The organism is Anisomitus miae (SeqCode) (genome assembly GCF_054906395.1).
The window spans coordinates 113,502-140,192 of record NZ_JBRACL010000003.1; the positions used below are offsets into that span (position 1 = coordinate 113,502).

A 26,691-nucleotide genomic window follows, 5' to 3' on the forward strand; every position below is an offset into this window, starting at 1 on the left:
ACAGGCTTAAAGTTTTTATTTTGTTATTATTGATCAGTATAAAATGGTAATATAATTATTGAGTGAGTTTCAAAATACTATAGTTAAACAAGGAGGCAATGTTTTGGAAGTTTTGTTAATTTTAAAATCTGTTATAATTGCTATTGTTGAAGGGATAACAGAGTTCTTACCCGTGTCATCAACAGGTCATATGATTATCGTAAGTGATTTGATAAATTTTTCGAAAACAGCAGGGGTTGATTTTGTTAATATGTATGAAATTGTAATTCAACTCGGTGCTATACTTGCAATTATGGTATTATACAGAGAAAAAATTATAAATTCCATAATCCATTTAAAGGAGTATGGATTTAGAATGTGGTTTTACATATTTTTGGCATTTTTGCCATCAGCTATTGTTGGGGTCTTTATAAATAATTTCATAAAATCAACTTTATTTAATTCTGTAAGTGTATCTGTTGGATTGATTTTAGGAGCTATGATATTGCTATTTGCAGAGAAAAAATTTTCAAACAGGGATTTAAATAATCAAGCAAATGATATAAAGGATATTAGTCTAAAACAGGCAATTGGAATAGGGTTTTTCCAAATTTTAGCTCTTTGGCCTGGGATGAGCAGATCTTCTTCAACTATATCAGGAGCTTGGATTTTTGGATGTTCAACAAAGCTTGCAGCAGAGTTTTCATTTTTCTTAGCTATACCAACTATGATAGGTGCATCAATTTTTGAATTGGCTGGAATGGATTATACAAACTTTACATCGAGTCACGGTACAGCACTAATTGTAGGATTTTTAGTTGCGTTTTTAGTAGCTCTTCTAGTCGTTGATACGTTCATAAAGTTCCTTAAGAAATATCCTATGAGATATTTTTCCCATTACAGAATATTAATTGCGGTATTATTAATATTTCTGGTTAGTATCAATGTCATTAAAGTTTGATGATTAATGAAATGCAATATATTTACATAAAGTTTCATTTGTGTTAGAATTGGTGGTAATTGTACTCAGATATTGGGAGGATTACTATGAATCGAGTTAAGAAAATTGCTTTGCTTACAGGTGGTGGAGATTGCCCTGGTCTTAATGCAGTTATAAGAGCGGTAACGAAGACAGCTATTTTGCAGTATGGGTATGAGGTTATAGGATATAGATTTGGGTATAGAGGTTTATACAATAATGATTATATTAAACTAGATATAGCTGCAGTTGATGATATTCTTCATAAAGGAGGAACGATTCTCTGGAGTTCCAATAGGGACAATCTCTTTGATTATACAGTTGAGTGTAATGGCAAGAGGATAAAGAAGGATGTGTCAGATGTAGCCATACAGAATATTAAAAAGGAAGGTATTGATGCTTTAATCATAATAGGTGGCGATGGGACTTTGACTTCTGCTCGGGATTTTGCTCGAAAGGGTATAAATATTGTAGGAGTTCCTAAGACCATAGATAATGATCTGGGTGCAACAGATTTTACTTTTGGTTTTAATACTGCAATTGATATAGTTACAGATTGTTTAGATAGACTTCATACGACTGCAGAGTCTCATCATAGAATATTGATTGCAGAGGTTATGGGTAGAAATGCGGGATGGATAGCTCTTCATGCAGGTATTGCAGGTGATGCACATATAATTTTGATACCTGAAATACCATATAATCTGGATAAGATAATTGATAAAATTAATGAAAGAAAGTCTAAGGGATATCACCATACTTTGATAGTTGTTTCTGAAGGTGTTAGATCTACAACTGGTGAGACTGTTGTAGCAAAGGTCGTAGAAGATTCCCCGGATCCCATAAGGTTTGGTGGAATTGCAAATAAGCTTGCTCACGATCTCGAGGGTAAGATATTTGATCAAGAGATAAGGTCTGTTACACTAGGGCATATACAGAGAGGTGGGAATACTTCTACATACGATAGAGTGTTGTCTACTAGATATGGGTCTGCTGCTGCTAGGCTTGTAAATGAAGGAAAGTTTGGAAACATGGTTTGTTTAAAAGGCGATGAAATAAGTTTTGTAAGTCTTGAGGATGTAATCGGAAAAGAAAAATATGTTGATCCAGATAATGAATTAGTTAAGATGTCTAAGAGTATGGGAATTGGTTTTGGAGATTAAGAGAACGTTGTTTTGATGTTCTCTTTGCTTTGAATAAAAATAGTTTTTTGGGAAAGACTAACCTATATTTAAGGAAATGGAGTTGGTAGTATTGAATAGCTTTTTAAAGAAGGTAGTATTATTTTTAAACGTGTTTTTATTTGCTGGAATGTTGGTTTCTTGTAGTTTGGGTTCATCTAGTAAAAAAGTATCTCTATCTGCTAACGAGGTATATGAAAAAGCTGTTAAGGGAATCGAATTACCAAGTTTGGAGAAGCTTACTTCAGATGAGTTAAGTTCTTTAATTGGGTTAAAGACTTCTGACGTTGAAGATTTGGTTGTGTATATGAGCCCCATGAATGTCAAGGCAACAGAAATTGGAATATTTAAGTTTGATAATAGCGATCAGGAGAATTCTATAGATAAGGCTATAGAATCTAGACTAAAAGATTTAGAGAATTCATGGAAGAGATATTTGCCAGATCAATATGAGCTTGTTAAGAATGCAAAGAAGTTTAAATATCAAAATGTAAAAGGGTATATTGTAGCAGAAGATGCAGATAAAATTGTTTCAAATATTGAGGCTGCCTTAAAATAGATTCATATGACATTATAAAGAGAGGATAGCTTCATAATATTAAGTTAAAATTGTTTTGTAACAAGAGCTCTTATTCTATATTAGGTATGAAGATGCAGGTTATTAAGAACCTGCATCTTTGATGTTATAGAAATATTGAAATAGAAATTTTACAATTGCTCTATAATCCTAGAGATTTTTTTGTACTTTCATACATGCCGTGGATTCTATTTCTTGCAATCCAGAGATTTGGATGAATGTCAAGAATTGAATTGCCTAAATTCTTAAGATGAATCATGAGTGAAGATTTTTCTTCTTCTAGAATTGTATCTCCTGATGCGTTTATATAATGTACTCCTTCAGCAAATTCTATAATGCGAAGTGTGGTTTCTAATTCTGAATATATCAATAATGCTTCAGGACATTCTAGATCAACTTGTTTTAAGCGTTCTTTTAAATCTTGAATACTTTTCATGGCACCATTATAATCAAATTCCATTTTTCCCATAAGAATTTTGTCTATGAATTTTGATGCTGATGGAGCAAACTCTTGTATTTCTTTTAAAGTTCCTTTAAGCATTTCCATGAGCGAACCAGAAGGCAAAATTCCCATTGAAATATTCATACTAGCGATTGTCATATTTACCATTGAGAATTCTTCATAGTGGTACAAGCGTCCTAGGTCGAACATAATTTGTGCAATCTTATTTGATTTATCCTGATATACATAATGATTTAGATAATCACATACTCATGATCTTCCGTATCTAAATTTCCCCAAATACATGAGGCTGCATAAGCAATTGCACCATTGTTGAGTGGTTCATATTCGAGATGTCCACCATCTCCCCATGAGGTAAGAAGGACACCTTTTCCATTGTAGGTAATGGCAGACTTGGTTGCATTGAAAATATTTTTCATCATGTTGTCCGTACGTCCAGTAAGTGTTGTCCAAACAGATGTACCGGGGCAAAGTATAAATGGAATTTTGTTTTTCTGAAGTATGGAAGCACGTTTTTCAAATGGAGAAAATGATTCATAGCTCCAATCTAAGACAGTTATATTCTTTGGTAATTGGCTTAGAGTTTCTGGATGATTTGCAAGAATATCTCCCCACATATACATATGTTTTCCTCTAGCCTCGACTCTTTCGTGTAGTCTTTTCAGGTAATCCATGTAAATGTATGCCTCACCTTTCTCTTCAGCGAGCTTTTTATTTTTGCCTTTTCCTAATTCAAATGGCTCATCTAAATTTACGTTAAATTTATTGGAAGTGAAAAATGGAAGCATATCATCCATCATTGAAGTAACCAATTCAAGACTTTCAGAATTTATTGCATCCAATGTGCTTACAGGCATAGAGGACTCCATAAATTTCATACCATTCTCTGTTTCTGCCAAATGATTAAATTCTTTTCTCGAAAGCCATGCTGACATATGACCTAAGCTATTTTGATTTGGAACTAATTCTATACATCTATCTTTACAATATTTATCAAGATATTGAATTTCCTCTCCCGTAATTGGAGTTTTATCTTTCCACATTTCTGTGTATGAGGGATAAGCGAAAAAAACCCCTTCTACGTATAATTGTAATTGGTTATACTTAAGCCTTGCAAGACGATCTACATAGTTGCAAAGATCTTCTAATGTTGGTACTTTCCCTCTGCTTATATCGAGCATATAGCCACGTATAGATAACGAAGGCTTGTCTTCGATTTTGCAACATGGGATTTTAGATTGATGCTGATTAAGTATTTGACTTAATGTTATTAGAGCATAGTATGCTCCGCTTTTTGAATTATAGGAAATTGTGATTTCACTTAATGAAATTTCAATATAGTAGCCTTCATTTTCGATAGTATTTATTTTTTCAAATTTAATAGTAGATTTCATTTTGCGGTCACAAATTATATTGATTTCACATTTTAGAGTTTCGTTTAAAAGAGAATAAAGAGAATAAAGAGAATTTAAATCTTCTGGTAGCATTATTGTTAATGGATATGAAACAGTTATTTGTCCATATAATTCTTCTATTTGTTTTGGTTTTGGGAATATTGTAAAATTCATACAGGAAACCCCTCCTAATATTTTAAAAAGATAGTCACTGGTATAAATTTGTGTAAAGTCTACAAACGTTTACGGTTTTCCAATGTTTTCTGAATCTCTGGGAGTCTTTTCTCTAAATCAAATTTGTGTAGTACAAGTGGTGCGATTAAGAACGCTGGAAGTAGAGTATAAGAGATAATAATAGATATATTTGCTGAAGATGATTGAATAGAGAGAGTTCCATCATAACCTCCTAAATAAGTTACAATGCCGAGTATTCCACTAGCTAGACCTATTCCAACTTTACTACAGAAACCAGAGACGCAGCTATAAATTCCTTCACTGCGAACACCATTTTTATATTCGCCGTAATCCATACATCCAATAATTGCATTTGAACAGAGAATATAAATTGGCATGTAGGATATTGCAGATAACAGAGATCCAATAATTAGTAGAGCTATGTTTGTAGTCTGAAAAATTGGTAAAATCCTTCCTATAAATCCAGGCATTAATGCTATCATCATGAGATTACGCATTCCTATTTTTTTTGATAAGGATGGGAATAAAATGATGGATAAGGGTGCAATGATCGATACAGCAGAGACAGCTGTCATAGATGCTATATTACCAATAATGTATTTAAAATAATAGGTTTGGGAAGTTGATACTAAGGTTACTGTAATGTTAGTTAGCAAGAGAGAAAATGTAAAAAACATCAAATAGTTATTGGAAAATAATGATTTTATATTTTCTTTAATAGATAAATTCTCCTTTATCTTTTTTATTTCCGAATTGTGTGTTTCAGGAATAAAGAAAATACGGATTAAAGTAAGCATCATAGAGGGTAGGCATATTGTGAGAGCAATAGTTTTCCAATGTGCTTGTCCATTACCTGCATGATTGATGATTGATGGAAGAGCAACGGATAACACAATTGAAGTCATAGTTGCAGCCATTCCACTAAAAGAACTAAGTGAAATTCTGTCTTCATTAGATGTAACTGCACGCGATAAATATACCGTCTGAGCACAAGTGTAAAGAGTTTGAAATACGGAATATGTCAATAGGTAAATTATAAATAGCAATGTTGCTTTTCCAAACGTTCCTATATTGGGAATGAAGAAGAATAGTAATGCACTTAGACAAAAGAACGCACATGTAATATCGTAAGGTCGTGCTTTACCAATTTTAGTATGAGTTTTATCGATAAGAAAACCTGCAATAATATCAGTAAAACAGTCAAATATCTTTGAAACTAACAGCAGTATACCTACTTAGAGCAGTATTAAGCCCTAGAACATCTGTAGCAAAAAACGTAATGTAGTTTAGAAGTCCAATGACTGCCGAAGTGCCAATTATGGGAGCAGACCACACAAGATAAAACAAGGTAGATCTTCTTCCTTTTTTATTACGAATTGCAACCATACTTATTACCTCCATATGGAATGGTATTTTTAATTGACGAGATAATCATATCAGATGTCAGTTATTGATGCAATAACAATTATAAATGGCAGAATTTTGTGATAAGAAATGTAGAAAATTCTATTAACAAGCTACTTGAATATAAAATAAATCAACAAATGAGCAGAAAACCAAAATTAATACAGGGTTACTACTCGTTTTTGGTTTTCTATTTTACAAAATGCTTCTGCATAAAAGGTTCACTAAGTTGTAAGCTGGTGATGGGATTATTGTCAGCCCAGTTTTGATGTGTTTCTAATACAACACCTTCTACTCCATTTTTAATTGCGATCTTTGATAAGGTTTCTAGATCCATATTTCCATAACCGAGTTCAGTTGCATTCTCCTCTAATAATGGAGTCATATAAGGACCAGGATCTTTGTAACCGCGGTCATTGATATGCCATAATTTAAGTCTGGTTCCGAGCTTTTCCATAATAGATGGTACATTAGCTCCACCATCGGTCATCCAATAGCTGTCAAATTCAAAATTTACATAATCAGGATTGGTTTCTTCTATGATAATATCATAGGCGGTTTTATTTGGAGTAACTTTCTGAAGTTCTGCGTTGTGATTGTGGTAGAGCAGGCGGATACCATAATGGGAGAGAGATTCTCAGGTAGCATTGAGTCTAGAAGCTAGATTTTTTACTGATTCAAGATCGCTATAATCATATCGATACATGGCAGTAATTACAACGGTATCAGTACCAAAGCATTTGGCTTCTTCGGCAATAGTCTGGGGATCTGCTTCAATTGCATCAAGATAGCAGTGAAGACTAATAACTTTAAGATCACTTTCTTCAATTAAACGTGACCAGTCAAGCTTTCCTCCATTTCCAACTGGCATGCCTGCAAATTTTGTCATCAGTTTTACTATAAGTCCTGTTTTGTGAATCATAAAATCGTTTAATTCAATAGCCTCATAGCCTGTATCCTTAATAGATTTTAGAGTAGCTGCAGCTTCTTCATAGCTTCCACATTGAGAACCAATCATAATGTGCTGCACTGCAGTAGTGATGTGACCGTTATTACGATTTATGGATCGTGTAACCTGTGTGTCATATGCTGCATTATAATGCCTGGAATCACCAGAATTACTGATATACAGCACAGTAAAGAATAAAATAAAAATAAGGATGATGCATGTTATGATCTTGCCTTTACGGCCTTTTAAAAAAATATGTTTCATCGTGTTAATAATCTCCATTTTAAAATGATTATATTTGTAATAACAATTGAGATATAATTATATCAATATATGTTGATTTTACAACCGACAGATATTATAAAAGTGTTGAGATAAGGATAAGGGAAAATCATGCAGGATAGGAAAGTTTTAAATAAGTGTAATACAGCGACAAAGAAGAAATTGCAGAATGCATTACTGACACTATTGGAGTCAAAGGATATAGATAAAGTTACAATCATGGAATTGTGCAGTCTAGCAAAGATTAACCGTACTACATTTTATAATCATTATGGTACTCAACATGATGTTTTACATGAGATTGTCCAAACTTATTTAAAAAATACCTCGTTGTTGATGCAGGATAGAATGGCAGCAGGGATTGACTTTAAAGATTGTTTTATAGATGCATTGCAATATATGAAGGAGCATACGGGGTTTTCACAATTATTATTTTCACAGAAACATTTTCAAATATTTTCTGCAATTAATATTTGTCTGCCACAGTTTGATGAGGTAATTATGAGCAGACAGCCTGCTGAATGGTCGCTGCAGTACAAAAAGGCAATGTCTGTATTTATTCAGCAGGGGATCACTGGTATTGTTATTGATTGGATTAAGTCAGGTTGCCAGGAAACAGCACAGGAGAAAGCAGAGTTGATTTTATTTATCTTGAAGTGTTACTGATTAAGAGAATATATGATAAAGACATTTATAAAATTAAAGGAGGAATACATGTGATGTTGGATGTTTTATCGATAGAGAATTTAAAATTGCATAATGGTAGAGGGAATGTTAATCGATATAAATTTACAAAGAGGTTAGAGATAAATTCTCAAAATTCATTTGAGTTAAATGTTAGTAAATTTTCTCAAAGTAGTGAAAGCTTTTATGGAGATTCGAATATTTTAAGTGACTATTTTGGTGATTCGATTAATGGTAATGAATACCATGAAAGATTTATGATGGGAATTGATGGTGGAGGAACGAAAATAGAGTTTATTCTATTTTCACATTATGGGAACATAGTTCGAAGAATTGTTCTTGATGGATGTAATCCAAATGTTGTAGGAATTGATGAAGCATTATGCATTTTGAAACTTGGGATTGATACTCTTCTCAAAACAAATAAATGTGTTTGTGGAATTTTCATAGGATCTGCTGGGTTGGATTCAGGAAACAATACTTTTCAGGTACAGTCGTCACTAGAAAGAGAGTACCCCGGCTTAAAAATACGATGTGAAAATGACATATTTAATGTAATTGCATGTGGTAAAAATTTAAATAAATGTGTTGCAGCGATTTGTGGAACAGGAATGATAATTTATATAAATGAGAATGGTAAGTTTACACATTTGGGAGGTCGTGGGTATTTACTTGATAAAGGAGGTAGTGGATATCATATAGGTAGGGATGCGATTTATGCGGCACAAGATGTAAGAGATGGTCTTAAGAAACACAGTATATTGACAGATTTGGTAGAGCAAAAATTAGGAGATAGTGTGTGGAATAGCATACATAACATATACAAGGAAGGGCAATCTTATATATCTTCTTTTACACATTGTGTGATTAAAGCATATGAAAATGGTGATAATGTTACAGAGCTTATACTGAAAAGCAATGCAGAATATTTAGCGAAGCTAATTAATTTTGCAATAAAGAATTATGATGTTGGAAAGTATATTGTTGCTTCAGGAGGTATTTTAAAAGAAATACCTTGTTTTGGTCAAATGTTAAAAGAAATGTTAGAACCTGATGCGGAATTAGATATTCCAAATTATCCACCTGTGTATGGTGCGTGTATAATGTGTTGTAAACTGTGCAATTTAGATTTGAAGAATTTAGAGAAACAGTTTATGATTGATTATGATTTACTTGAAAAGTGAGGTAATTTACTTAATTAAAATTTTCCATACATTTATAGAAAAGAGAAAGCACCGCTTTTGCGATGCTTTCTCTTTTAATGTATACCCTGAGATATCATTGAGTCTGCCACTTTTCTAAATCCTGATATATTTGCACCGGCCAAGAAATTTCTACCAAGGGAAAACTCCTCACACGTCTTATAGCATGTTTCGAATATGTTCGTCATGATTTCTTTTAACCTTTTATCTACTTCTTCAAAACTCCAGTTATATCTAATGGAATTTTGAGACATTTCAAGACCAGATACAGCAACTCCTCCTGCATTTGCAGCTTTAGAAGGACCAAACAACATTTCATTTTCTAAAAATACTTTTACAGCCTCAGGTTTTGAAGGCATGTTTGCTCCTTCACAAACACATAAGCAGCCATTATTTGCTAAATATTTTGCAGATACTTCATCTATTTCATTTTGAGTAGCACATGGAAGGGCAATATCACATTTTTCTTTCCATATATTTGTAAATCCTTCCGTGTATTTGGCGTACTTATCATACTCTAAATAATCTTTAATTCTTCTTTTTTCAACTTCTTTAAGTTGTTTTATTATAGATAAATCAATTCCATTTTCGTTGTAAACATATCCATTTGAATCACTCATTGATATTACCGTAGCTCCAAGTTGATAAGCTTTTTCTGCAGCATAAATAGATACATTTCCAGATCCAGAAATCAAAACTTTTGAGTTTTTAAATGACTTTCCATAAGTATTCAACATATTTTCAGCAAAATAGCACAAACCATATCCTGTAGCTTCAGTTCTTACAAGACTACCACCAAAATTAAGTCCTTTACCAGTCAAAACTCCTGAGAAACTATTTTTAATATTTTTATATTGACCAAAGAGATATCCGATTTCTCTAGATGATACTCCAATATCTCCAGCGGGAATATCGATATTTTCTCCGATGTATTTATACAATTCATTCATAAACGATTGACAAAATCTCATTATCTCTCGATCTGACTTCCCTTTTGGGTCAAAATCTGATCCACCTTTTGCACCACCTAGAGGTAGAGAAGTCAAACAATTTTTAAATATTTGTTCGAATCCTAAAAATTTAACTATAGACGAAGTAACAGTGGGATGAAAACGAAGACCACCTTTATATGGACCAAGTGAGTTATTAAATTGAACCCTAAAACCTTTATTTATTTGTATTCTTTCGGAATCGTCCATCCAAGAAACCTTAAATTCAATCAATCTATCTGGTTCTACGATCCTTTCGAGTACATTATTTTCTAAATATTTGGGATATTTTATAAGCAATGGTTCAATCGAAGATAAAACTTCATACACAGCTTGATGAAATTCCGGTTGAGAAGGGTTCTTGGAAATTACCTTTTCATAAATAGACTTTGTATAATTTTTTACATTAACCAATCTATAAGACCTTCCCTCTAAAAATTTATAATTTACTTGAAAAGTATCCGTTACTTATTAAGTTAGTTTTTATAGCTTTAATTATGGCTAAATAAAGTGCTGTTGTATCGAATCTCGCATCATGAAAATGAGAGTCACCACTATCGAAAAATTTTTTTGTTGATGATAATATATCTTCTTCTTGAATTTTGAGGTAGCTTAAAACTTCAGATAACTTTGGAGATTTAATTGTACCTATTGAGCTTTTTAACTTCAATATATTCTTGAAGTAATTCATCGAGCAAAATACATTTTTGGGCTCGAACTGTAAATCTATTCTTTCAAACTCTTTTTTAAGAAAGCTAATATCGAAATTTATATTATGACCTATTATAAAATCGCTTTCCATTAAATCATTTTTGAAGAGTGTATATATATCCCTAAATTTTAAATTGCCGCTTAGTATTTTTAATTTTTCTAAGTCGAAACCATGAATTTCACATGCTTCGTCAGACATAAATTCTGCTGCAAAGAAGAAATTTTTTGCCTTTACTTTTTCATCATGTGAAGAAGGATTAGTATCATGTATGATATAGGTTAATTGACAAATTTGACCTGGAGACTTATCAGTAGTTTCTGTATCTAAAAACACAAGCTTCATTATTTGTTTATCCTCCTGAATAAAAATTCTAGTACTTCGAGGCAAAGATCTAGAGTTTGATTATTTTTATCTAATAGTGGGTTAAACTCCACGAAGTCCATTGAGACTAAGTTTATTGAGGGCAATAGTTTGTCTAAAAAAAATTCAACTTTATCTAAGCACAATCCATTTTTTACAGGAGTACCAGTACCGGGGACATATGTAGGATCAAATATATCGATATCAAAAGATAAATGGAAGTTTTCAACTTTATTTTTTATCATATATTTTTCTAGGTTTTCTATCATAATATCACAATTTAAAGAGTTAAAAGAATTTGTATCATATATGTGCATTTCATTTTGCACTATAAAGTTCTTTTCACCTTTGTCAAGCGAGCGTATACCAAACAGAAAAACATTTTTAGGATCCATCCTATTTTTAAATAATGATATAAAGTTTATATCTCCATATCCCAGTGCACATGCGAGAGGCATACCATGAGCATTTTGTGACGGAGATGTAGAGGGAGTGTTCAAATCTCCATGAGCATCCATCCATATTATCCCGCTATTTTTAAAAAATCTCGAAAATCCCGAAAGAGACCCAATTGAAATACAATGATCTCCACCGAGAACCAGTGGAAAATTATTTTCAGAGTAGCTTTTATAGATCTGCTGGGACAAGCTTTTTACAAATGGAACTATCTTACTATAATATTTTATTTTATCATTAACCTGTAACTTACACATATCATTTTGGTTAATATTTATATTTACTATTTTGTTTATTCTGTGATTGCAATTGTAAAGTATGGTTTCGAGACCATTATCTAAAAGTGTTCTGGGAGCTAGTTCCACCCCTCTTCTGCCGCATCCATAAAATGTTGCAACATTTATTATATCTAAATTCATTTCGTGTAAGAGTCCTCCAAAAAATATAAAAATTAGTATAAAATGACAAGAAAAATGGAAACATAACACATATTTTCACAGTTAATTAGTTCTAAATAAACTAATTATAACAAAAATTGTTATTTTAAGGAAGGATAAAATAAAAAATGAAAAAGCATAAAAATTATTTACCCATAACTAGGTCTATTTTGATATTTTGTATAATTCTAATATTTGCTGTTTTGATGAGTTGTAATGGAGAAAATCATAGTAAAACTCTGTTAAATACAAATAAAACTGATTCTTTAGAAAAAAAATTAGTTAACAAAAATGTGTATAATTTTGAAAAAGATTTTGTGACGAGTACTTCAGAAGAAGATATTGATGAAACAATACGTTTTAAGGGCAATAATTCTAAAGATAAGGTTAATCAACAGGAAGTATTGGATGTTAAAAATATATACTATGGTAAGTACAACTTAAATGATGAGGATATTTTAGGAAGCTTCGAAGTTACAAGAAATTCAATTGTATTTACTCCTGATGATGGTAATTCAAGAGAAGTTATTCATTTTTCAGATATGAGAAATATAGATAAATTGGAGCATCCTGATGGTAAGGTTGATTTGTTCTTGCAGTATAATGGTTACGAAAAAGTAATTAAAAATGTAGACAATGAGATGTTTGCTAACGTTTTGTTGTATACGGCTAAATAAAGTTTGGAAATATGAAGCCATCTATTAATTTTGGCTTCATATTTTTTTAAATATTATATTTGCATTAAAAACATCCAATTATACCAAAATATATATATGAAATACTTGGTAGGAGAGTGTAGAAATGAAGTTATTAAAATTTAAGTATGCAGTGATACCACTTATAGTTTTGACTTTATGTTTCATAGTACAAATTCCAATAATTAGTTTTGTCAAGACAGAATCTTCACGATATATGTTAACAAATTATAGGGAAGATCTGAGGAAAGATATATTAAAAGTTGTGGAATCAAATGTTAGGAATAATTTAAGAGATGTAATGAAATCTGAAGTTATTCAAGAACTGAGAGTAGAACTTCTAGACGAAGTGCTTGATAATTTGAGAGAAGATTTGACTAGAGAAATCAGAGAAAGCAGACAATGGATTAACACATCATCCTCTAAAATTATTAATATAAAGGATTAACTTGGGAAAGGTAGTTTGCAAATGTTAAGAAATGAAAGTAAAAAAAATGAATTTTTAAAAAGTGAATTATCAAAATTCGTATTAATATCTGTATTATCACTGTTGATTGCAGTTGTTTTTGTAGCTGGAAATATACAAAAGGAGAGAAATAAAATCTTTAATAATATGCAAAGTAAAATTAAATTTGAAGTTGAGAAGGAATTACATAAGGAATTATCAGATAAATTTAGGGAAAATATCAGGGATGATTTGAAAAAGGAATATAGAGATTTCGTGAAAATCGAATTGAGGAAAAGTCTTAGAGATGATACTTTTAGGACTTTAAAACATCACATAGACAGTGAAGGTATTGATTTACATTATGAGATATTTGAAACTATGGAGTATAAACAAGATGGTGAAAGCATTTATCATTGTGAAGTGGTGGTAGAAAATTTAGACAAAATATTTGATGAAGAACTCGAGGGACTTTTTAGGCAAATATTTGGGAATAAAAAAGATAAGAAGGAAATTTTGTTAGTCTTCTCCAAGCAACCAGAAGAGGCAGGATATAGACCTGATTTTAGGATTGAGCGAGGTATGAATGATCAGCTCTTAGTTGTAAAAGATATCAAATCTGTTGATTATACAGAAAGTAAATTACTATTTTGAGTATTTGGGGGTTGAATATGGGAAATTGGAAGTTAATTACTTACTATGTTGCTAGTGCGGTTGTTTGTTCATTGGTTATTGGATATGGGTATTCAAGCAAAAATAATAAGGTGGTCATTAACACTTCTGAGTGTGTGAATAAATTAGATGTTGTTGGTCCAGGTAATGAGGCTGATAATTATTGGGATAATACATCAATGGATGATATAAGAAAATCTATTTTGGCATACGTAGATGATATGATCAGTTCTACTAATTTAAGATTACAGGATTTTAAGATTGATAACAATCTAGACAAGATACGTTTGTATGAAAATGAAATTAAACGTTTAAATATTATATCTACCAACGTTCGTATGGCCAGGACTAAAGAAGAATTAAAAAAAGCGATACAGGTTAGACATAAAGATAGTTTATGAATATTAATAAAGGTTGTAAATGCAGCGGATATTGTGTTAGAATCTTCGAGGGAAGGAGTGATTATGAATGAGAAATCTTAGAAAGATCTTATTAAATTCTTCAGTTTTGGCATTTTCAGCCTTTGTTTTGGTACAGTGTACATAGAATAAGCCGACAAATACGCAGTCTAGTAGTCAGGTATCTGGTTCACAGGATACCACATCTGGAGAGTCTTCATATGTGAATTTGTATGATGGACGGGCTGCTTTTCCAGATTCAGTACATAAATCATGGCAAACTGGAACGTTTGATGAAGTAAAGAGTAGCGTTATTTCGTATATAGATAGTATGATTACAGGAATTAATAAAGATATAGAAAAGTATGATGAGGAAGGGAATACTGAAAAGGTTAATTTAGAGAAAGATAAGCTTAGTAGAGTTAATAATTTAAAAGAGAAATTGGAGTTTGGCTACTGATAAAAATGAAGTGAAGAATATTATGCATGAAGAATTTAAGTCCGGAAATTATAAAGATTTGTATGGTACAAGTAAGTAATGAGTCAATACGAAATTCTAGGATGGCTTAATGTAATTATATTTGTTTTGCTAGTAATAAAGGTTCCTCTTAAAGCTATAAATAGGAAGTTAAGAAATAGATCATTGACCAAGGTAAATGGTTTGCTTACAAAATATCACAAGTATTTGGGAATATTAATGATAGTTTTAATTGTGTGCCATGGAGTTTCAACTGGAGCAAATATATTTGAAATAAATTCAGGGACTTTGATTTTAATTACAGTTTTGTTGACGGCTATTTCTGGATTTATGATTAAGATAGTACGGAAGAAGTTTGTTTTAATTATTCATAAATTTTTGTCGCTAGTAGTTGCTGCTCTAATTATTAATCATATATTTTTGTAATTCTGCAGTGGTCAGTTTTTTAAAAACGACCACTGTTTTTGTATATATTTTCCAAAGAGATTTCCCCAGAATTAATTGAAATAGATTTATTTTGAGATACTTTGAGTATCAAACGCCCAAATTTATCAAAACCATTTACAATTCCTTGTATTTCTTGTCCATTCATATTTAGATTTATTTTTTTGTTCACTAGAAATGATTTATTAGTGTATTCCAGTAAGAAATTCTCGAAATTGTCCATTAAAAAATGATTATAGTATTGAAATATATAATCTGTGAGACTGTTTATAAAGAATGTTCTATTTATTTTTCTTGTAGTGTTTAAATTTAAACTAGTTGCTTTATTTTTTATTTCCTGTGAAAAATCGGTCATTTTATGATATAGGTTTATTCCAATACCAATAATTATAAATTCACCAAAATCAGTTGATGTGGATTCTGACAAGATTCCACATACCTTTTTACCAGATATTAAAATATCGTTTGGCCATTTTATATAGGAAGATATTGAGTATTCTTCCAAAAGTCTCGTTATGCTAAGACATATGAAAAGAGTTAGTGTTTCATACTTTAATTGTGCATCTGATTTTTTAAAAACTATTGAATAGTAAAGTCCATTGTCTTTTTGTGATTCCCATGTATTGCCCAATCTTCCACGTCCGTTTGTTTGTTCCTTTGCAATTATTATAGTTCCACTCTTGGGATTTTTATTGCACAAGTCTTTGGCAAACTTATTTGTAGAATCTAATATCTCAAATTCATAAATAGGTGCATTGAAGTTGTTGACTAAATTCATAAAAATTCTCCAAACTACAGATTTAAGGACAATTATAAATTATTTCAAAAACTATTTCAAATTATGTAAAAATTATACGAGATATGTTAAAATATGGAGGTTATAAGATAATGTAATTCGAAAATTTGTCTTCAAAGATAAAGGAGAAAATATGAGGCTAAGGAGAAAACCGTGGGCTCGTCCAGAACTTTTGGAAAGTGATTTATTCATTGATAGTCCTAGAAGGTTTAAGGGTTATTGGAACAAGGTTTTTGATAATGACAACGATATTTACTTAGAGCTGGGGTGTGGCAAGGGACTGTTTATATCTGAGATGGCTAGGAGATATTTATGTAGAAATTTTATTGCAGTGGATTTAAAGGATGAGGTTTTAGTTTATGTGAAAAGAAAGTGTGAGGAATTTAATCTACGTAATGTTAGGATAATTTCTTTTGACATTAACTACATAAACGAAGTGTTCAACAAGCAGGAGGTTAAAGATATTTATTTAAATTTCTCAACACCTTGGCCAAAGATAAAGCATCACAAAAGAAGATTGACTCATCCCAGATTTTTAAATAAATATTTAGAAATCATAAGTAAAGATTCAAAAATAATATTGAAGACCGATCATGAATCATTTTTTAAAGATTCAATCGAGTATTTAGAAGAAAATAATTTTGAAGTTTTGTACAAGACGATGGATCTACACAGTGAGGAAATTGAAAATGTAATGACTGAATATGAGGAAAAGTTTTTAAGCAGGGGTATTAAAATAATGTATTTAACTTCAATACTCAAAGAAGGGAAATTATAAAATGGATTATAAAAGATTGATTAGTAACCTTATATATGAAATTTTAAACGTAGATGTCTATGATTCGATAGAGGTTCCGCCTAATAGTAGTATGGGGGATTTTGCTTTTCCATGTTTTAAAATTGCAAAGCAACTTAAAAGATCTCCACAATCAATTGCTGAGGATTTAAAATCTAGAATAAGGCATGAGGATATTTCACAAATTGAGGTGGTTGGTGCTTATTTAAACTTTTTTATAAGCAAGTCAAAAATTTCTATTGATGTGTTAACTAGCATTTTAGAGGAGAAAAGTAATTACGGAGATTCGAACTTTGGAGAGGGGAAAACAGTGACAATAGATTATTCCTCTCCCAATATTGCAAAGCCATTTCATGTGGGACATTTATTTACTACAGTTCTTGGCAATGCACTATATAGGATACATAAGTCTCAAGGATATAATGTAGTGGGAATTAATTATCTTGGAGATTGGGGCACGCAGTTTGGAAAATTGATTTATGCTTACAAGAATTGGGTAAATCTACAGGAGCTTGAAAGGAATCCTATTTCAGAACTTTTCAGAATATATGTAAAATTTCATAATGAAGCAGATATAAATCCGTCCATTGAAGATGAAGGAAGAAAATATTTCAAGATGCTCGAAGAGGGAGACTTGGAGTGCAAAGAACTTTGGAAAAAATTTAGAGAATTAAGTTTGATTGAATTCAATAAGCTCTACAAAAGACTCGGAGTTAAGTTTGACTCTTATGATGGAGAAGCATTTTTCTCTAACAAAATTGACGATGTTGTAAAAGAAATAGAGTCTAAAGGGTTGTTAGAAAATTCATTGGGGGCTAGGGTTGTTAAACTCGATGATTATAATATGCCACCGTGTATAATAATGAAATCAGATGGAGCTACTATGTACGCTACAAGAGATATTGCAGCAGCTATTTATAGGAAGAAAACTTACAATTTTTACAAAAACATATATGTTGCGGGTAATCCTCAATTACTTCACTTTAAGCAAGTCTTTAAGACTTTAGAGCTTATGGGTAATAATTGGGTGAAGGATTGTATCCATGTTGGATTCGGTCTTGTTAAATTTAAAGATAAAAAGCTTTCCTCTAGAAAAGGAGAGGTAGTATTATTAGAGGATTTACTTAACATGTCAGTCGAGAAAATAAAGAGAGTTATAGAAGATAAAAATCCAAATCTTCAAAATAAAGATGAGGTTTCAGAAAAAATTGGTATAGGAGCTATCGTATTTAATTATCTTAAAATGAATAGAGAGAGGGATATAGTATTTGATTTTGATGAGATTTTATCTCTTGAAGGGGAAACGGGTCCTTATGTTCAATACACATTCGCAAGAGCAAAATCTATACTGCGAAAGAGTTCCTTAGATATAAATCAAATCGATTACGCAAAGTACTTAAAATTGTTAGTAGATGATAATGAGATTTACCTCATAAAATTATTGGGAGATTTTAATGAAACTATAGAATCGTCAATTAATTCTTTAGAGCCATCGATTGTTACAAGATATGTTGTAGATGTGTCTAAGAGGTTTAATAAGTTTTACAATTCGAACAATATTTTAAATTTAGATAATGAAGATTTAAGAATGGCTAGATTGATTTTAGTTCATTCAACAACTATAGTTATAAATAAGGCACTATATTTAATTGGATTAGAGACAGTTGACGAAATGTAACACAAGCAAAAGAGAATTAATTGCAATTCTCTTTTTTTATTTATAGTAAAATTCTCCGATTACATCTATTTGCTGATTGGTATTTTTTTCAACTCCCGTGAAGATTAATTTATACATTCCCATCTCTTCCAAAGGACATCTAAGATTAATCCTTATTATTGGCTGAAGAATATCTATGGATTGAGGAATTGTATTAACTATTTGTTTTCCAGATGGAGATATAAAAGATAAAGGGTGAAGATATTTAAATTGGTAGCTTGGAGGAATAATAAAGGCAATTTGATTATTGCCACATACAAAGATGTTTTGTAAATATATTGAACTTATACTTGGTGCATGATTATAAGAAGCAGTTTTCGAAGGATGAACTGAATAGTTATTAGATAATGCATAAAATAGTATAACAATCGGAAATAGAATTTTAAAGATCAAGAAACCACCCCACAACATTCATTAACTGTAGGGTGGTTTTTTTATTCAACTCTTATACCTAAATTTTTAAATAATTGTTTTGGTTCATTTTCATTTAACATTTTAGATATCGTGATTCTAAGAGCAACGTCTTGACTATTTACAGAATTCAAGGTTGCAGTGAACTCATTAATCCAAAAATTCACACCATTTATATCTCCATCTCTATTTACAATTACTTTGTACAGAGCACGAGTCTTATCTTCAGCTGAGGAATGCACAGAATTGAACTCAGAAGAATCTAAAATCCTAAATATAAATTCGCTACCTGTAATTTGACGATTATAGAGTAGACCATACCAATAATTAAAACCTGCCTCGTCAGCATATCTAAATTTATATTTATCGGTTTCACCTACTGGAGTTAAAGTAGAGGTATATACATTTGCAAGATAGTTCTTCAATGGATCACTTGATACCTGTGCGGTAAAATCATCTAGCTTTACATTTTGAACAGTATTATCAGAGAATTTTATTGTTAGATATAAATTTCTATAAAACTTACTTGGAACTAACCCATCAACATGCATTCTTCCATTTGAAAATGAAACTTTAAGTTCTGGAATACTTGAAGTTATATTAGTGACTGTTTTGTTATTAGGGATAGAGTACGAAAAGTTAATCGAGTTATTTGAATACGTAAAGGAACTTGAACTAATGCTCGATTGAAGTGTAGTATCAGTACCTTGATCGCTGATACTATTTTGTCTAAATGTAAATGTTTGCTTATAGACATCACCAGTTGTGGTATTTCTAAGTTCGACTGTATACTTATTTCCATCTATAAAACTTTTACCACTCTTAAGATCACGCTTTATGTTGTCAGATTTAAAACTTTCTCCATAATACGATTGACTGAAGTTTTCATACAGAACGTCTGAGGAATCGTAGTAATCATAAATTTTAAGATTGAAATCGTAGAGAGCGTATCCTGGTATTTTACTCAAATTCGCAACCGTAAAAGTAGAGAATCCATTAAACGTTAAATCAAGATTTAAATTGTAAGAACCACTGGCATTATATACAAAATTTGTTTTGAACGAGTTAGTTCCCGTATTTACTTGTAAGGTATAGGTTCTACCTACAATTAATTGAGAAGGCGGTTCTATAATCATTTCAACATATTTGTCAAAGGAAGATCCTTTCACAGATGATTTAAGGGATATACTTTTACCGTACTCGTCAGTTATCTTGACTGAGGTGTACAAATTAGAAGATATATAATTATCATCTACGCTCATCTTGATAACCAACTCTTTATCGTTATTTGTTGTTGGAGATAAGTCTTTTATCAAAGGAGTAATTTTCATTTCTGTCGAGGACATATTACTCATAAACTCACCAGTAAATGAAACAGTACCACCTGAACTATTTCTAATAAATGTATACGTATTTGTGCCGTTTATTAACTTATCTTTGGGGATTGAAATATCGAAACTTTTCTTATCACTAGACAGCTTGGCAGTAAAGGAATTATTTACGATGAGCATATCGCTATCTGAGAAAGTTTCGCTAGAGGATATAAATGAGCTATTTGGTTTAAATGTCAGTGACACTGAACTATTATTAGCAGATGAATTTTTGATAACATCAAATGCAAGAGCTTGAGAAGTCGATGATGAATTTGAAACAACAAACGGGAATACAACAGACTTAGTTGGGGTGTACACTTTTGCATAGACTATTGATGTATTTTCTACATTTAAAAAATTAGAATTTGTAGTAAGCTCTGCTTGATAACTTGAAAGCGAAACCCTAGCCTCATTTGTCAAATCTATTTCATTTCCAAGAGAATCGTAGTAGACGAATTTAATGTAAGTATTCGGCGTTGTAAAACCTAAAGAATCCAAATCACCTTTTACTATAGGAACATTTATTTTAGTTCCATATTTTAGATTTAGACCAGATGCATTTACAAGTTTTAAAAATGGTATTGGAGTTTCCGTACTGGTGCTATTACTCGGAACCTTAAAGTTCAAAATCTCATTGTGAGTTCCATTCATAATTTCAACTCTTATAACCTTATCTACAGACAAGTCTTTTAAAACTAATCTTCCATCTGAATCTGTAGTTGGGACAAGACTCACACTTAAATTATTAGCATCAAAAAACCTTATGTTATTCCTGTCAACATTTGTGAATTTGAGAGATAAGTCGACTGAATCTTCTGAATTCTTAGTAGAGGTATAAGTAAATTCATTTGTTGTCGCAGAAGTTAGTTGAACTGAATTTGAGGAGTAACTAAATGGAACTTTTAAAGTTTTGGATCTATTGTTAGAATCTGTCAAAGTATACTCCACGTAGTAAATATCTCCAGAGACCAACGAAGAAGAACCTAAATTGAAAGTAAGATTTCTAGGATTGGATATGCTCTCTAAATAACCTACCTGCGAATTATTTTCATCAATGAGTCGAGCACTCGTTATTGAGTCTTTTATATTCAAAAGCGAGAACTTAGCGTTCACCTTGTACGTTCCATTTGAATTTACGAAAGATATTATAGGATTGAGTGAAGTAACTGTAACATCTAGAGTTGACAAGTCTGGGGAACTAACATAAACAGGAGAATATAACTCTTTCAGTGATGAGGAACTAGAAACTTTGGCATTAAACACTAGATTATATACTCCTGCACTTAAATTTTCTTTTGATATCTTAAGCTTAAAGTTAGATGAATCTTTAGTGAAGGAGAAAGATTTATTTGTAGAAGAGCTAACTAGCTTTATGTCACTTACACTATTATGGATGTTAGTGTTATGGAATTTCAGAGTAATTGTATCATCTACGTAACTAATATCGTAAGCATCACTTGTTATAGAATAAGTAGTTTCAGATATAGCACTGACACCAACTCCGCTAAAAAGAGAGATCGAAGATGCGGCGACTCCAAGAGATACGGAAGATATTATTTTTATTTTATTCATAAATGAGTTCCTCCAAATTTATAAAAAACAATAATAACTAAAAATAAAAAACATATTATTAATAATATGTTAATAATACAATGAATTAATTGCAAACTCAATACAAAACTACAAAAATTTTTATGTAGATTTTAGAGATTGTTTGTGATATTATCAAGAGCGTATCTACTACATAAGTTATAGACTCGTATACAATACATAATAACTTTATATTTTTTTAAATTTTGTCTTATTTTGATTTCATTTCTTGTAAGTGTCTTTTTTTCTAAATGTTTCTTTTTTGTTTCCATAATTTTGTAGAAGGGCTTGATTAATGGTTTGGAGAATTATTTATTTAAGTTTGGATTAAAAGTTTTTGATTTGGTTTCGAGTTTTTTGATTGTGTACATTCTTTATAAAGTTACATGCAAAATGTTAAGAAATGTATTCAGTAAAAAATTTTTCAATAAACTTGAACGTAGTCATGCTATTACTTTAGAATCTCTTATTTTAAGTATAGTTAAATACTCATTTATCTCCATAATAGTATTGATTTTTATTCAAAATTTTGTTGGTGCTGTTGGTATCACGATAACTAGCATAATTGGAGTTGCTCTTGGGTTTGCGTCTCAAAGTATTATTAAAGATTTGTTTAATGGGATATTTATTACATTTGAAAATCAATTTACAGTTGGGGACTATATAACGATAGGTAATGGAAGCAATAGCTTTTGTGGGATTGTTGATAGTGTACAAGCGAGAATTACAAAATTAAAAGATTTCAATGGAGATTATCACGTAATACCAAATGGACTTATAAATTATGTAACTAATCATTCAAGAAAAGATTCAAGAGTTCTCGTGGATATACAGGTGGACTCTAACCAAAAATCTGAAGATATTATTCGAATTATCAATGTAGCATTAAATAAATTTAACCACGAAGACATAATAGTTAGACCGTGTATATATGGAATTGTTTCTGTCAATGAAGTTAGCACAACCTATAGGGTTGTTGGTTACTCAAAGTCCCTTTCACACTGGAAAATACAAAGTGATTTAAGGGCATTGATAATAGATGAGTTTCTAGATAGTAATATTAAGTTACCAATAAATAGACATTCTATTTTGGAAAAATAGGAGGAAGTTAATGCGTTATGCTATATATAAGTTAGCAATTTTTATGGTAATGATTTTATCTTTGTTTTCCTGTGGATCTTTGAATTCCGATAATTTTAATATTGGGAGTTATATAGGTGTAATTTCATTTAACAAAGATAGGAAGGTATCTTTTATAAATCAGTATGATGACAATGGAGAGCATGTAAATAAAGTTAAATTCTCGATAGAGGGTATGGGATATTTAGATGATTTTATACCGTTTGATCAAGAAAATTTTTATGTAAAATCGAGTAATGTGCTTTCAAGAGATGTAAAAAGTTACATAATTGCTGTTGATAAATTTACTAATGGATATTCAAAAATTAATCTTAACATAGGAGAGATATATAAAATTGCAGTTGATGATGATTATATATACATAACGCATTCTATAAATAAATTCAGTAGATATGATAAAAATAGAAGAAAGATAGTGGATACAATTGAATTGAATGATTACGTGGTTGATAAATTTTACGTAGATAGTTCGAATATTTATCTGTTTAGTCGTGATGGTAAAGAGACGTCCTTTTTAAATATATTGAGTAAAGATAATCTAGAAGTTGTTAAAAGTTTTGATATAACAAGTTTTGGCATTTATCAAAATGATATATTTTATCATGATGGTAAAATATATTTTACAAACTACAACCCATTAACTGAAAGTGATTTCGGTAAAGTTGGAATTTATGATATTAGTACTGAAAGCTTTGAACATATAAATATTTACAGTAAAAATTTGGATAAAGTGTTGGTTTATAGTGACGAAATATATGTAATAGTGAGAGCAGATAATGATAATATTTTGAATGATACTGTTGTTATAATTGATAAGGATTCTTTGGAGAGTCGTAAAAGAACTTTAGACTATAGTGTAAGAGTATTTGATATTATTGATGATAAAATTTTTATTTTATCAAATGATTCTTTGTATATTTACAATGCAGATGATTTTAGTTTGCACAAACACGTAGAACTAGTAACTGATGAAAATAGTGTTATTTCAGGAATTATAATTTACGATTTTTAAAATTTTTAAAGTTAAATATAGTGATGCTCTCGTCTTGAAAATTAAAATTTAGAAAATTAGTATGTATTTATATAAGATTACATAAAATAAGTTCAATTTAAAGTGAAAGTGTGATCTTATGTTTCTTTGTAAGTACGGATATTTTTCAAAGGATGGGTATGAATATGTAATTACTGATCCTAGAACACCAAAACCTTGGAGTAACATAATAAGTAATGGAGAATATTCCATTCTAATTACTCAGACAGGTGGTGGATATTCATGGGGTAGAAACTCTATAGAAAATAGAATTACAAGATTTATTCAAGACTCTGTAAAAGATGATTTTGGAAAATATGTTTATATACGTGATGACGAGACTGGCGATATATGGGGTGCAACATATAAGCCAACTGAAAAGTGTGGCAATGATTATAAAGTAATACATGGTCTTGGGTATTCTAAATTTATACATACATATAACGGAATAAATTCGGAATTGAAGGTATTTTTATCTAAGGAAGATAGAATAGAGTTTTTTAGTATAACTCTAAATAACAAATCTGAAAAGCCGAGAAAGTTAAGTGTGTTTCTTTGTGCAGAAATGTATCTCTCAAATTTTCCTGAAGAGAATAGAGAATTTGATAAACTGTTTTTTGAAACAAAGTTTTTAAAAAATATGAATTTAATAACGGTAAATAAAAGTCTTTGGGGTGTAATTGACAAAGATAGAAATTGTAACAATCGGAACTACAAGTATACGTTTTTTATGGGTTCAACTGAGGAAATTAAATCTTATGAAACCTCGAAAGAGAATTTTATAGGTATGTATGGGAGTTTTAAAAATCCTGTGGAATTATACATGGAATATCTTTCTAATACTTGTGGTAAAAATCTAGATTGTATATCTTGTATACACAATGTTGTCGAACTTGATTTATGTGAAACTAAAAATCTTAGTTTTTACATGGGAATTGGGGAATCTGTAGATGATATAAAAGATGTTTTAAGTAAATACAAAACTACATTTGATATAGATTTTGAATTTATTAAGTTTAAAAATTATGTTAGACAATTCATAGATGATGAAAAGATAACAACCCCAGATATTGCAATTAATTTTATGATAAATATTTGGTGTAAATATCAAACCATAATGTGTAGATTTTTCTCTAAAGCATCTTATTATCAATCAAACAAAGGTATAGGATATAGAGATCACCTTCAAGATTCTTTAATATTTTTGACTAGCAGCAAGGATATCATTAAAAATCAAATTCTCTTTCAGGCCACTTTGCAGTTTGTTAATGGCAGAGCTGTACATTTTTTTCTGGATGAATCAGATTTTTTAATAGACACTTATTCAAGCGATGATAATTTATGGCTTGTTTATATTTCATCTATTTACATAAAGGAAAGTTGTGATACAGATATACTCGATCACGAAATTAGATATGCAGACTCCGATAAATGTGAGAGTTTGTACTTGCATTTGAAAAAGTCCATTGAATATTCTTTGAGGAATTTAAGCAGTAGGGGTTTGTCAAATATTTTAAAACATGATTGGAACGATGCTATAAGTAACTTTAAAGGAGAAAGTATTTTTGTAAGCGAGTTTTTATATTTGGTACTAGATGAATTCACAGAAATATGTGAAGTAAAAGAAGATTTTTCGTTTCTTGATAAAATAAAGCTATACATGGAATTTATAAAACAGGGAGTAAATAAATTTGGATTTCACAAGCTTTGGTATCTAAGAGGAATTTCTAATAGTGGATTCATTGGAAGTATTGATAATGATCATGGGAAAATCTTTTTGATGTCTCAGGCTTTTGCTGTAATAAGTGGAATTGCCCAAGATGATAGGAAGTTTAAAATAATGGAGCAGGTTTATAAAAAATTGAACACGGAGTTTGGATTAAAAATATTGGATCCTCCTTACGATAGTCCAGATGTTAATATAGGGTATATAACTAGATATGCTGAGGGAACTAGAGAAAATGGATCTATATACTATCACTCATGTATGTGGGGGATTTTGGCATTCATAATGATAAATGAGATAGATATTGCTCAGGATATAGTCGATAAAATCTTACCTCCAAACAAGTCAAGGATCATAGATTCTTATAAATTAGAGCCTTATGTAATGCCATCGAGCGTAGACGGAGATTACTCAGAGACTTTTGGAGTTGGGAATTGGAGTTTTAATACAGGTTCTAGTGTTTGGTTTCATAGAATAATCACAAACTTTGTGATAGGAGTTAGAGCGACATTAAATGGATTATTAATAGATCCAAAACCATTTAAATCTTGGAAGAAATTTTCGATATCTAGATTATATAAAAATTCAAGATTTAATATAGAATTTGAAAATGAAGGTAGTAGAAACGACATTAAAATATTCGTAAATGGAAATTACATAGAAGGAAACCTCATAACTGATATTGAGGAAGGTAAAATTTATGATGTGGTCGTGAAAATAAACTGAGATTGAGTTTA

The 26,691-nt window shown here is 30.7% G+C and carries 28 protein-coding genes; 16 read left to right on the forward strand and 12 right to left on the reverse strand.

Annotated elements, in window-relative coordinates:
- The first annotated feature begins 103 nt into the window (after nucleotides 1-103).
- The 3 genes from AALI31_RS01065 to AALI31_RS01075 all read left to right on the forward strand — a co-directional run bounded on the left by AALI31_RS01065 (nucleotide 104) and on the right by AALI31_RS01075 (nucleotide 2,698).
- Nucleotides 104-940, forward strand: a complete 837-nt coding sequence (locus tag AALI31_RS01065) for an undecaprenyl-diphosphate phosphatase (protein ID WP_489884677.1) — start codon at nucleotides 104-106, stop codon at nucleotides 938-940.
- Between the two features lie 86 nt (nucleotides 941-1,026).
- Nucleotides 1,027-2,121: a 6-phosphofructokinase gene (locus AALI31_RS01070; protein ID WP_489884678.1), complete on the forward strand. Its 1,095-nt coding sequence runs from the start codon at nucleotides 1,027-1,029 to the stop codon at nucleotides 2,119-2,121.
- 91 nt (nucleotides 2,122-2,212) lie between these two features.
- Nucleotides 2,213-2,698 (forward strand): DUF4358 domain-containing protein, encoded by a 486-nt coding sequence (locus tag AALI31_RS01075; RefSeq protein WP_489884679.1) that lies wholly within the window; start codon nucleotides 2,213-2,215, stop codon nucleotides 2,696-2,698.
- A gap of 160 nt (nucleotides 2,699-2,858) precedes the next feature.
- Here AALI31_RS01075 and AALI31_RS01080 read toward each other — a convergent pair whose 3' ends face one another.
- From AALI31_RS01080 to AALI31_RS01105, 6 genes are all read right to left on the reverse strand, one after another.
- Nucleotides 2,859-3,368, reverse strand: coding sequence for a hypothetical protein (locus AALI31_RS01080; RefSeq protein ID WP_489884680.1), 510 nt, complete (start codon nucleotides 3,366-3,368; stop codon nucleotides 2,859-2,861).
- A 44-nt stretch (nucleotides 3,369-3,412) separates the two neighbouring features.
- Entirely contained in the window at nucleotides 3,413-4,747 is a 1,335-nt protein-coding gene (locus AALI31_RS01085) for a beta-N-acetylhexosaminidase (protein ID WP_489884681.1), read from the reverse strand.
- A gap of 59 nt (nucleotides 4,748-4,806) precedes the next feature.
- Nucleotides 4,807-5,997 (reverse strand): MFS transporter, encoded by a 1,191-nt coding sequence (locus AALI31_RS01090; RefSeq protein ID WP_489884775.1) that lies wholly within the window; start codon nucleotides 5,995-5,997, stop codon nucleotides 4,807-4,809.
- Nucleotides 5,969-6,154: a hypothetical protein gene (locus tag AALI31_RS01095; RefSeq protein ID WP_489884682.1), complete on the reverse strand. Its 186-nt coding sequence runs from the start codon at nucleotides 6,152-6,154 to the stop codon at nucleotides 5,969-5,971. The genes AALI31_RS01090 and AALI31_RS01095 overlap by 29 nt, the downstream gene beginning before the upstream one ends.
- Before the next feature lie 208 nt (nucleotides 6,155-6,362).
- Nucleotides 6,363-6,788 (reverse strand): sugar phosphate isomerase/epimerase family protein, encoded by a 426-nt coding sequence (locus AALI31_RS01100; protein ID WP_489884776.1) that lies wholly within the window; start codon nucleotides 6,786-6,788, stop codon nucleotides 6,363-6,365.
- 21 nt (nucleotides 6,789-6,809) lie between these two features.
- Nucleotides 6,810-7,385: a hypothetical protein gene (locus AALI31_RS01105; RefSeq protein WP_489884683.1), complete on the reverse strand. Its 576-nt coding sequence runs from the start codon at nucleotides 7,383-7,385 to the stop codon at nucleotides 6,810-6,812.
- Nucleotides 7,386-7,514: 129 nt separating this feature from the next.
- Here AALI31_RS01105 and AALI31_RS01110 point away from each other — a divergent pair, with 129 nt between their 5' ends.
- Together AALI31_RS01110 and AALI31_RS01115 are read left to right on the forward strand one after the other, a co-directional pair.
- Nucleotides 7,515-8,069 (forward strand): TetR/AcrR family transcriptional regulator, encoded by a 555-nt coding sequence (locus AALI31_RS01110; protein ID WP_489884684.1) that lies wholly within the window; start codon nucleotides 7,515-7,517, stop codon nucleotides 8,067-8,069.
- Nucleotides 8,009-9,271, forward strand: a complete 1,263-nt coding sequence (locus AALI31_RS01115; protein ID WP_489884685.1) for a BadF/BadG/BcrA/BcrD ATPase family protein — start codon at nucleotides 8,009-8,011, stop codon at nucleotides 9,269-9,271. Before AALI31_RS01110 ends, AALI31_RS01115 begins: the two co-directional genes overlap by 61 nt.
- 74 nt (nucleotides 9,272-9,345) lie before the next feature.
- On the opposite strand, the gene gdhA is transcribed toward AALI31_RS01115, so the two are convergent.
- The 3 genes from gdhA to rocF are packed head-to-tail and all read right to left on the reverse strand — an operon-like array spanning nucleotide 9,346 to nucleotide 12,225.
- Nucleotides 9,346-10,692 carry an NADP-specific glutamate dehydrogenase gene (gene gdhA, locus AALI31_RS01120; RefSeq protein WP_489884686.1) on the reverse strand — a complete coding sequence of 449 codons (1,347 nt, stop codon included), beginning with the start codon at nucleotides 10,690-10,692 and terminating at the stop codon, nucleotides 9,346-9,348.
- A 25-nt stretch (nucleotides 10,693-10,717) separates the two neighbouring features.
- Nucleotides 10,718-11,332: a 3'-5' exonuclease gene (locus tag AALI31_RS01125; protein WP_489884687.1), complete on the reverse strand. Its 615-nt coding sequence runs from the start codon at nucleotides 11,330-11,332 to the stop codon at nucleotides 10,718-10,720.
- A complete protein-coding gene (gene rocF, locus AALI31_RS01130; protein ID WP_489884688.1) occupies nucleotides 11,332-12,225 on the reverse strand; it encodes an arginase in 894 nt (297 codons plus the stop codon). Before rocF ends, AALI31_RS01125 begins: the two co-directional genes overlap by 1 nt.
- Nucleotides 12,226-12,371: 146 nt before the next feature.
- On the opposite strand from rocF, the gene AALI31_RS01135 reads away from it, so the two are divergent.
- The 6 genes from AALI31_RS01135 (at nucleotide 12,372) to AALI31_RS01160 (ending at nucleotide 15,357) form a co-directional block, all read left to right on the forward strand.
- Entirely contained in the window at nucleotides 12,372-12,920 is a 549-nt protein-coding gene (locus AALI31_RS01135) for a CRISPR-associated protein Cas5 (protein ID WP_489884689.1), read from the forward strand.
- A gap of 124 nt (nucleotides 12,921-13,044) precedes the next feature.
- Nucleotides 13,045-13,386, forward strand: a complete 342-nt coding sequence (locus tag AALI31_RS01140) for a hypothetical protein (protein WP_489884690.1) — start codon at nucleotides 13,045-13,047, stop codon at nucleotides 13,384-13,386.
- Nucleotides 13,387-13,407: 21 nt separating this feature from the next.
- Entirely contained in the window at nucleotides 13,408-14,037 is a 630-nt protein-coding gene (locus tag AALI31_RS01145; RefSeq protein ID WP_489884691.1) for a hypothetical protein, read from the forward strand.
- 17 nt (nucleotides 14,038-14,054) lie between these two features.
- Complete coding sequence (locus AALI31_RS01150) at nucleotides 14,055-14,456, forward strand: peptidylprolyl isomerase (protein ID WP_489884692.1); 402 nt, start codon at nucleotides 14,055-14,057, stop codon at nucleotides 14,454-14,456.
- 220 nt (nucleotides 14,457-14,676) lie between these two features.
- Nucleotides 14,677-14,913: a hypothetical protein gene (locus tag AALI31_RS01155; RefSeq protein ID WP_489884693.1), complete on the forward strand. Its 237-nt coding sequence runs from the start codon at nucleotides 14,677-14,679 to the stop codon at nucleotides 14,911-14,913.
- Between the two features lie 78 nt (nucleotides 14,914-14,991).
- Complete coding sequence (locus tag AALI31_RS01160; protein ID WP_489884694.1) at nucleotides 14,992-15,357, forward strand: hypothetical protein; 366 nt, start codon at nucleotides 14,992-14,994, stop codon at nucleotides 15,355-15,357.
- A 19-nt stretch (nucleotides 15,358-15,376) separates the two neighbouring features.
- Here AALI31_RS01160 and AALI31_RS01165 read toward each other — a convergent pair whose 3' ends face one another.
- Complete coding sequence (locus tag AALI31_RS01165; RefSeq protein WP_489884695.1) at nucleotides 15,377-16,153, reverse strand: biotin--[acetyl-CoA-carboxylase] ligase; 777 nt, start codon at nucleotides 16,151-16,153, stop codon at nucleotides 15,377-15,379.
- A gap of 151 nt (nucleotides 16,154-16,304) precedes the next feature.
- Here AALI31_RS01165 and trmB point away from each other — a divergent pair, with 151 nt between their 5' ends.
- Both trmB and argS read left to right on the forward strand, forming a co-directional pair.
- On the forward strand, nucleotides 16,305-16,949 hold the full coding sequence (gene trmB, locus AALI31_RS01170) for a tRNA (guanosine(46)-N7)-methyltransferase TrmB (RefSeq protein ID WP_489884696.1): 645 nt from the start codon (nucleotides 16,305-16,307) through the stop codon (nucleotides 16,947-16,949).
- 1 nt (nucleotide 16,950) lies between these two features.
- Complete coding sequence (gene argS / locus AALI31_RS01175) at nucleotides 16,951-18,645, forward strand: arginine--tRNA ligase (RefSeq protein ID WP_489884697.1); 1,695 nt, start codon at nucleotides 16,951-16,953, stop codon at nucleotides 18,643-18,645.
- Between the two features lie 36 nt (nucleotides 18,646-18,681).
- On the opposite strand, the gene AALI31_RS01180 is transcribed toward argS, so the two are convergent.
- Both AALI31_RS01180 and AALI31_RS01185 read right to left on the reverse strand, forming a co-directional pair.
- Nucleotides 18,682-19,077, reverse strand: a complete 396-nt coding sequence (locus AALI31_RS01180) for a hypothetical protein (protein ID WP_489884698.1) — start codon at nucleotides 19,075-19,077, stop codon at nucleotides 18,682-18,684.
- Nucleotides 19,078-19,118: 41 nt separating this feature from the next.
- Nucleotides 19,119-22,040, reverse strand: coding sequence for a hypothetical protein (locus AALI31_RS01185; protein WP_489884699.1), 2,922 nt, complete (start codon nucleotides 22,038-22,040; stop codon nucleotides 19,119-19,121).
- Nucleotides 22,041-22,346: 306 nt separating this feature from the next.
- On the opposite strand from AALI31_RS01185, the gene AALI31_RS01190 reads away from it, so the two are divergent.
- The 3 genes from AALI31_RS01190 to AALI31_RS01200 all read left to right on the forward strand — a co-directional run bounded on the left by AALI31_RS01190 (nucleotide 22,347) and on the right by AALI31_RS01200 (nucleotide 26,680).
- Complete coding sequence (locus AALI31_RS01190) at nucleotides 22,347-23,159, forward strand: mechanosensitive ion channel family protein (RefSeq protein WP_489884700.1); 813 nt, start codon at nucleotides 22,347-22,349, stop codon at nucleotides 23,157-23,159.
- Between the two features lie 10 nt (nucleotides 23,160-23,169).
- Nucleotides 23,170-24,210, forward strand: a complete 1,041-nt coding sequence (locus AALI31_RS01195; RefSeq protein WP_489884701.1) for a hypothetical protein — start codon at nucleotides 23,170-23,172, stop codon at nucleotides 24,208-24,210.
- 118 nt (nucleotides 24,211-24,328) lie between these two features.
- Nucleotides 24,329-26,680 carry a GH36-type glycosyl hydrolase domain-containing protein gene (locus AALI31_RS01200; RefSeq protein ID WP_489884702.1) on the forward strand — a complete coding sequence of 784 codons (2,352 nt, stop codon included), beginning with the start codon at nucleotides 24,329-24,331 and terminating at the stop codon, nucleotides 26,678-26,680.
- Nucleotides 26,681-26,691 lie beyond the last annotated feature (11 nt).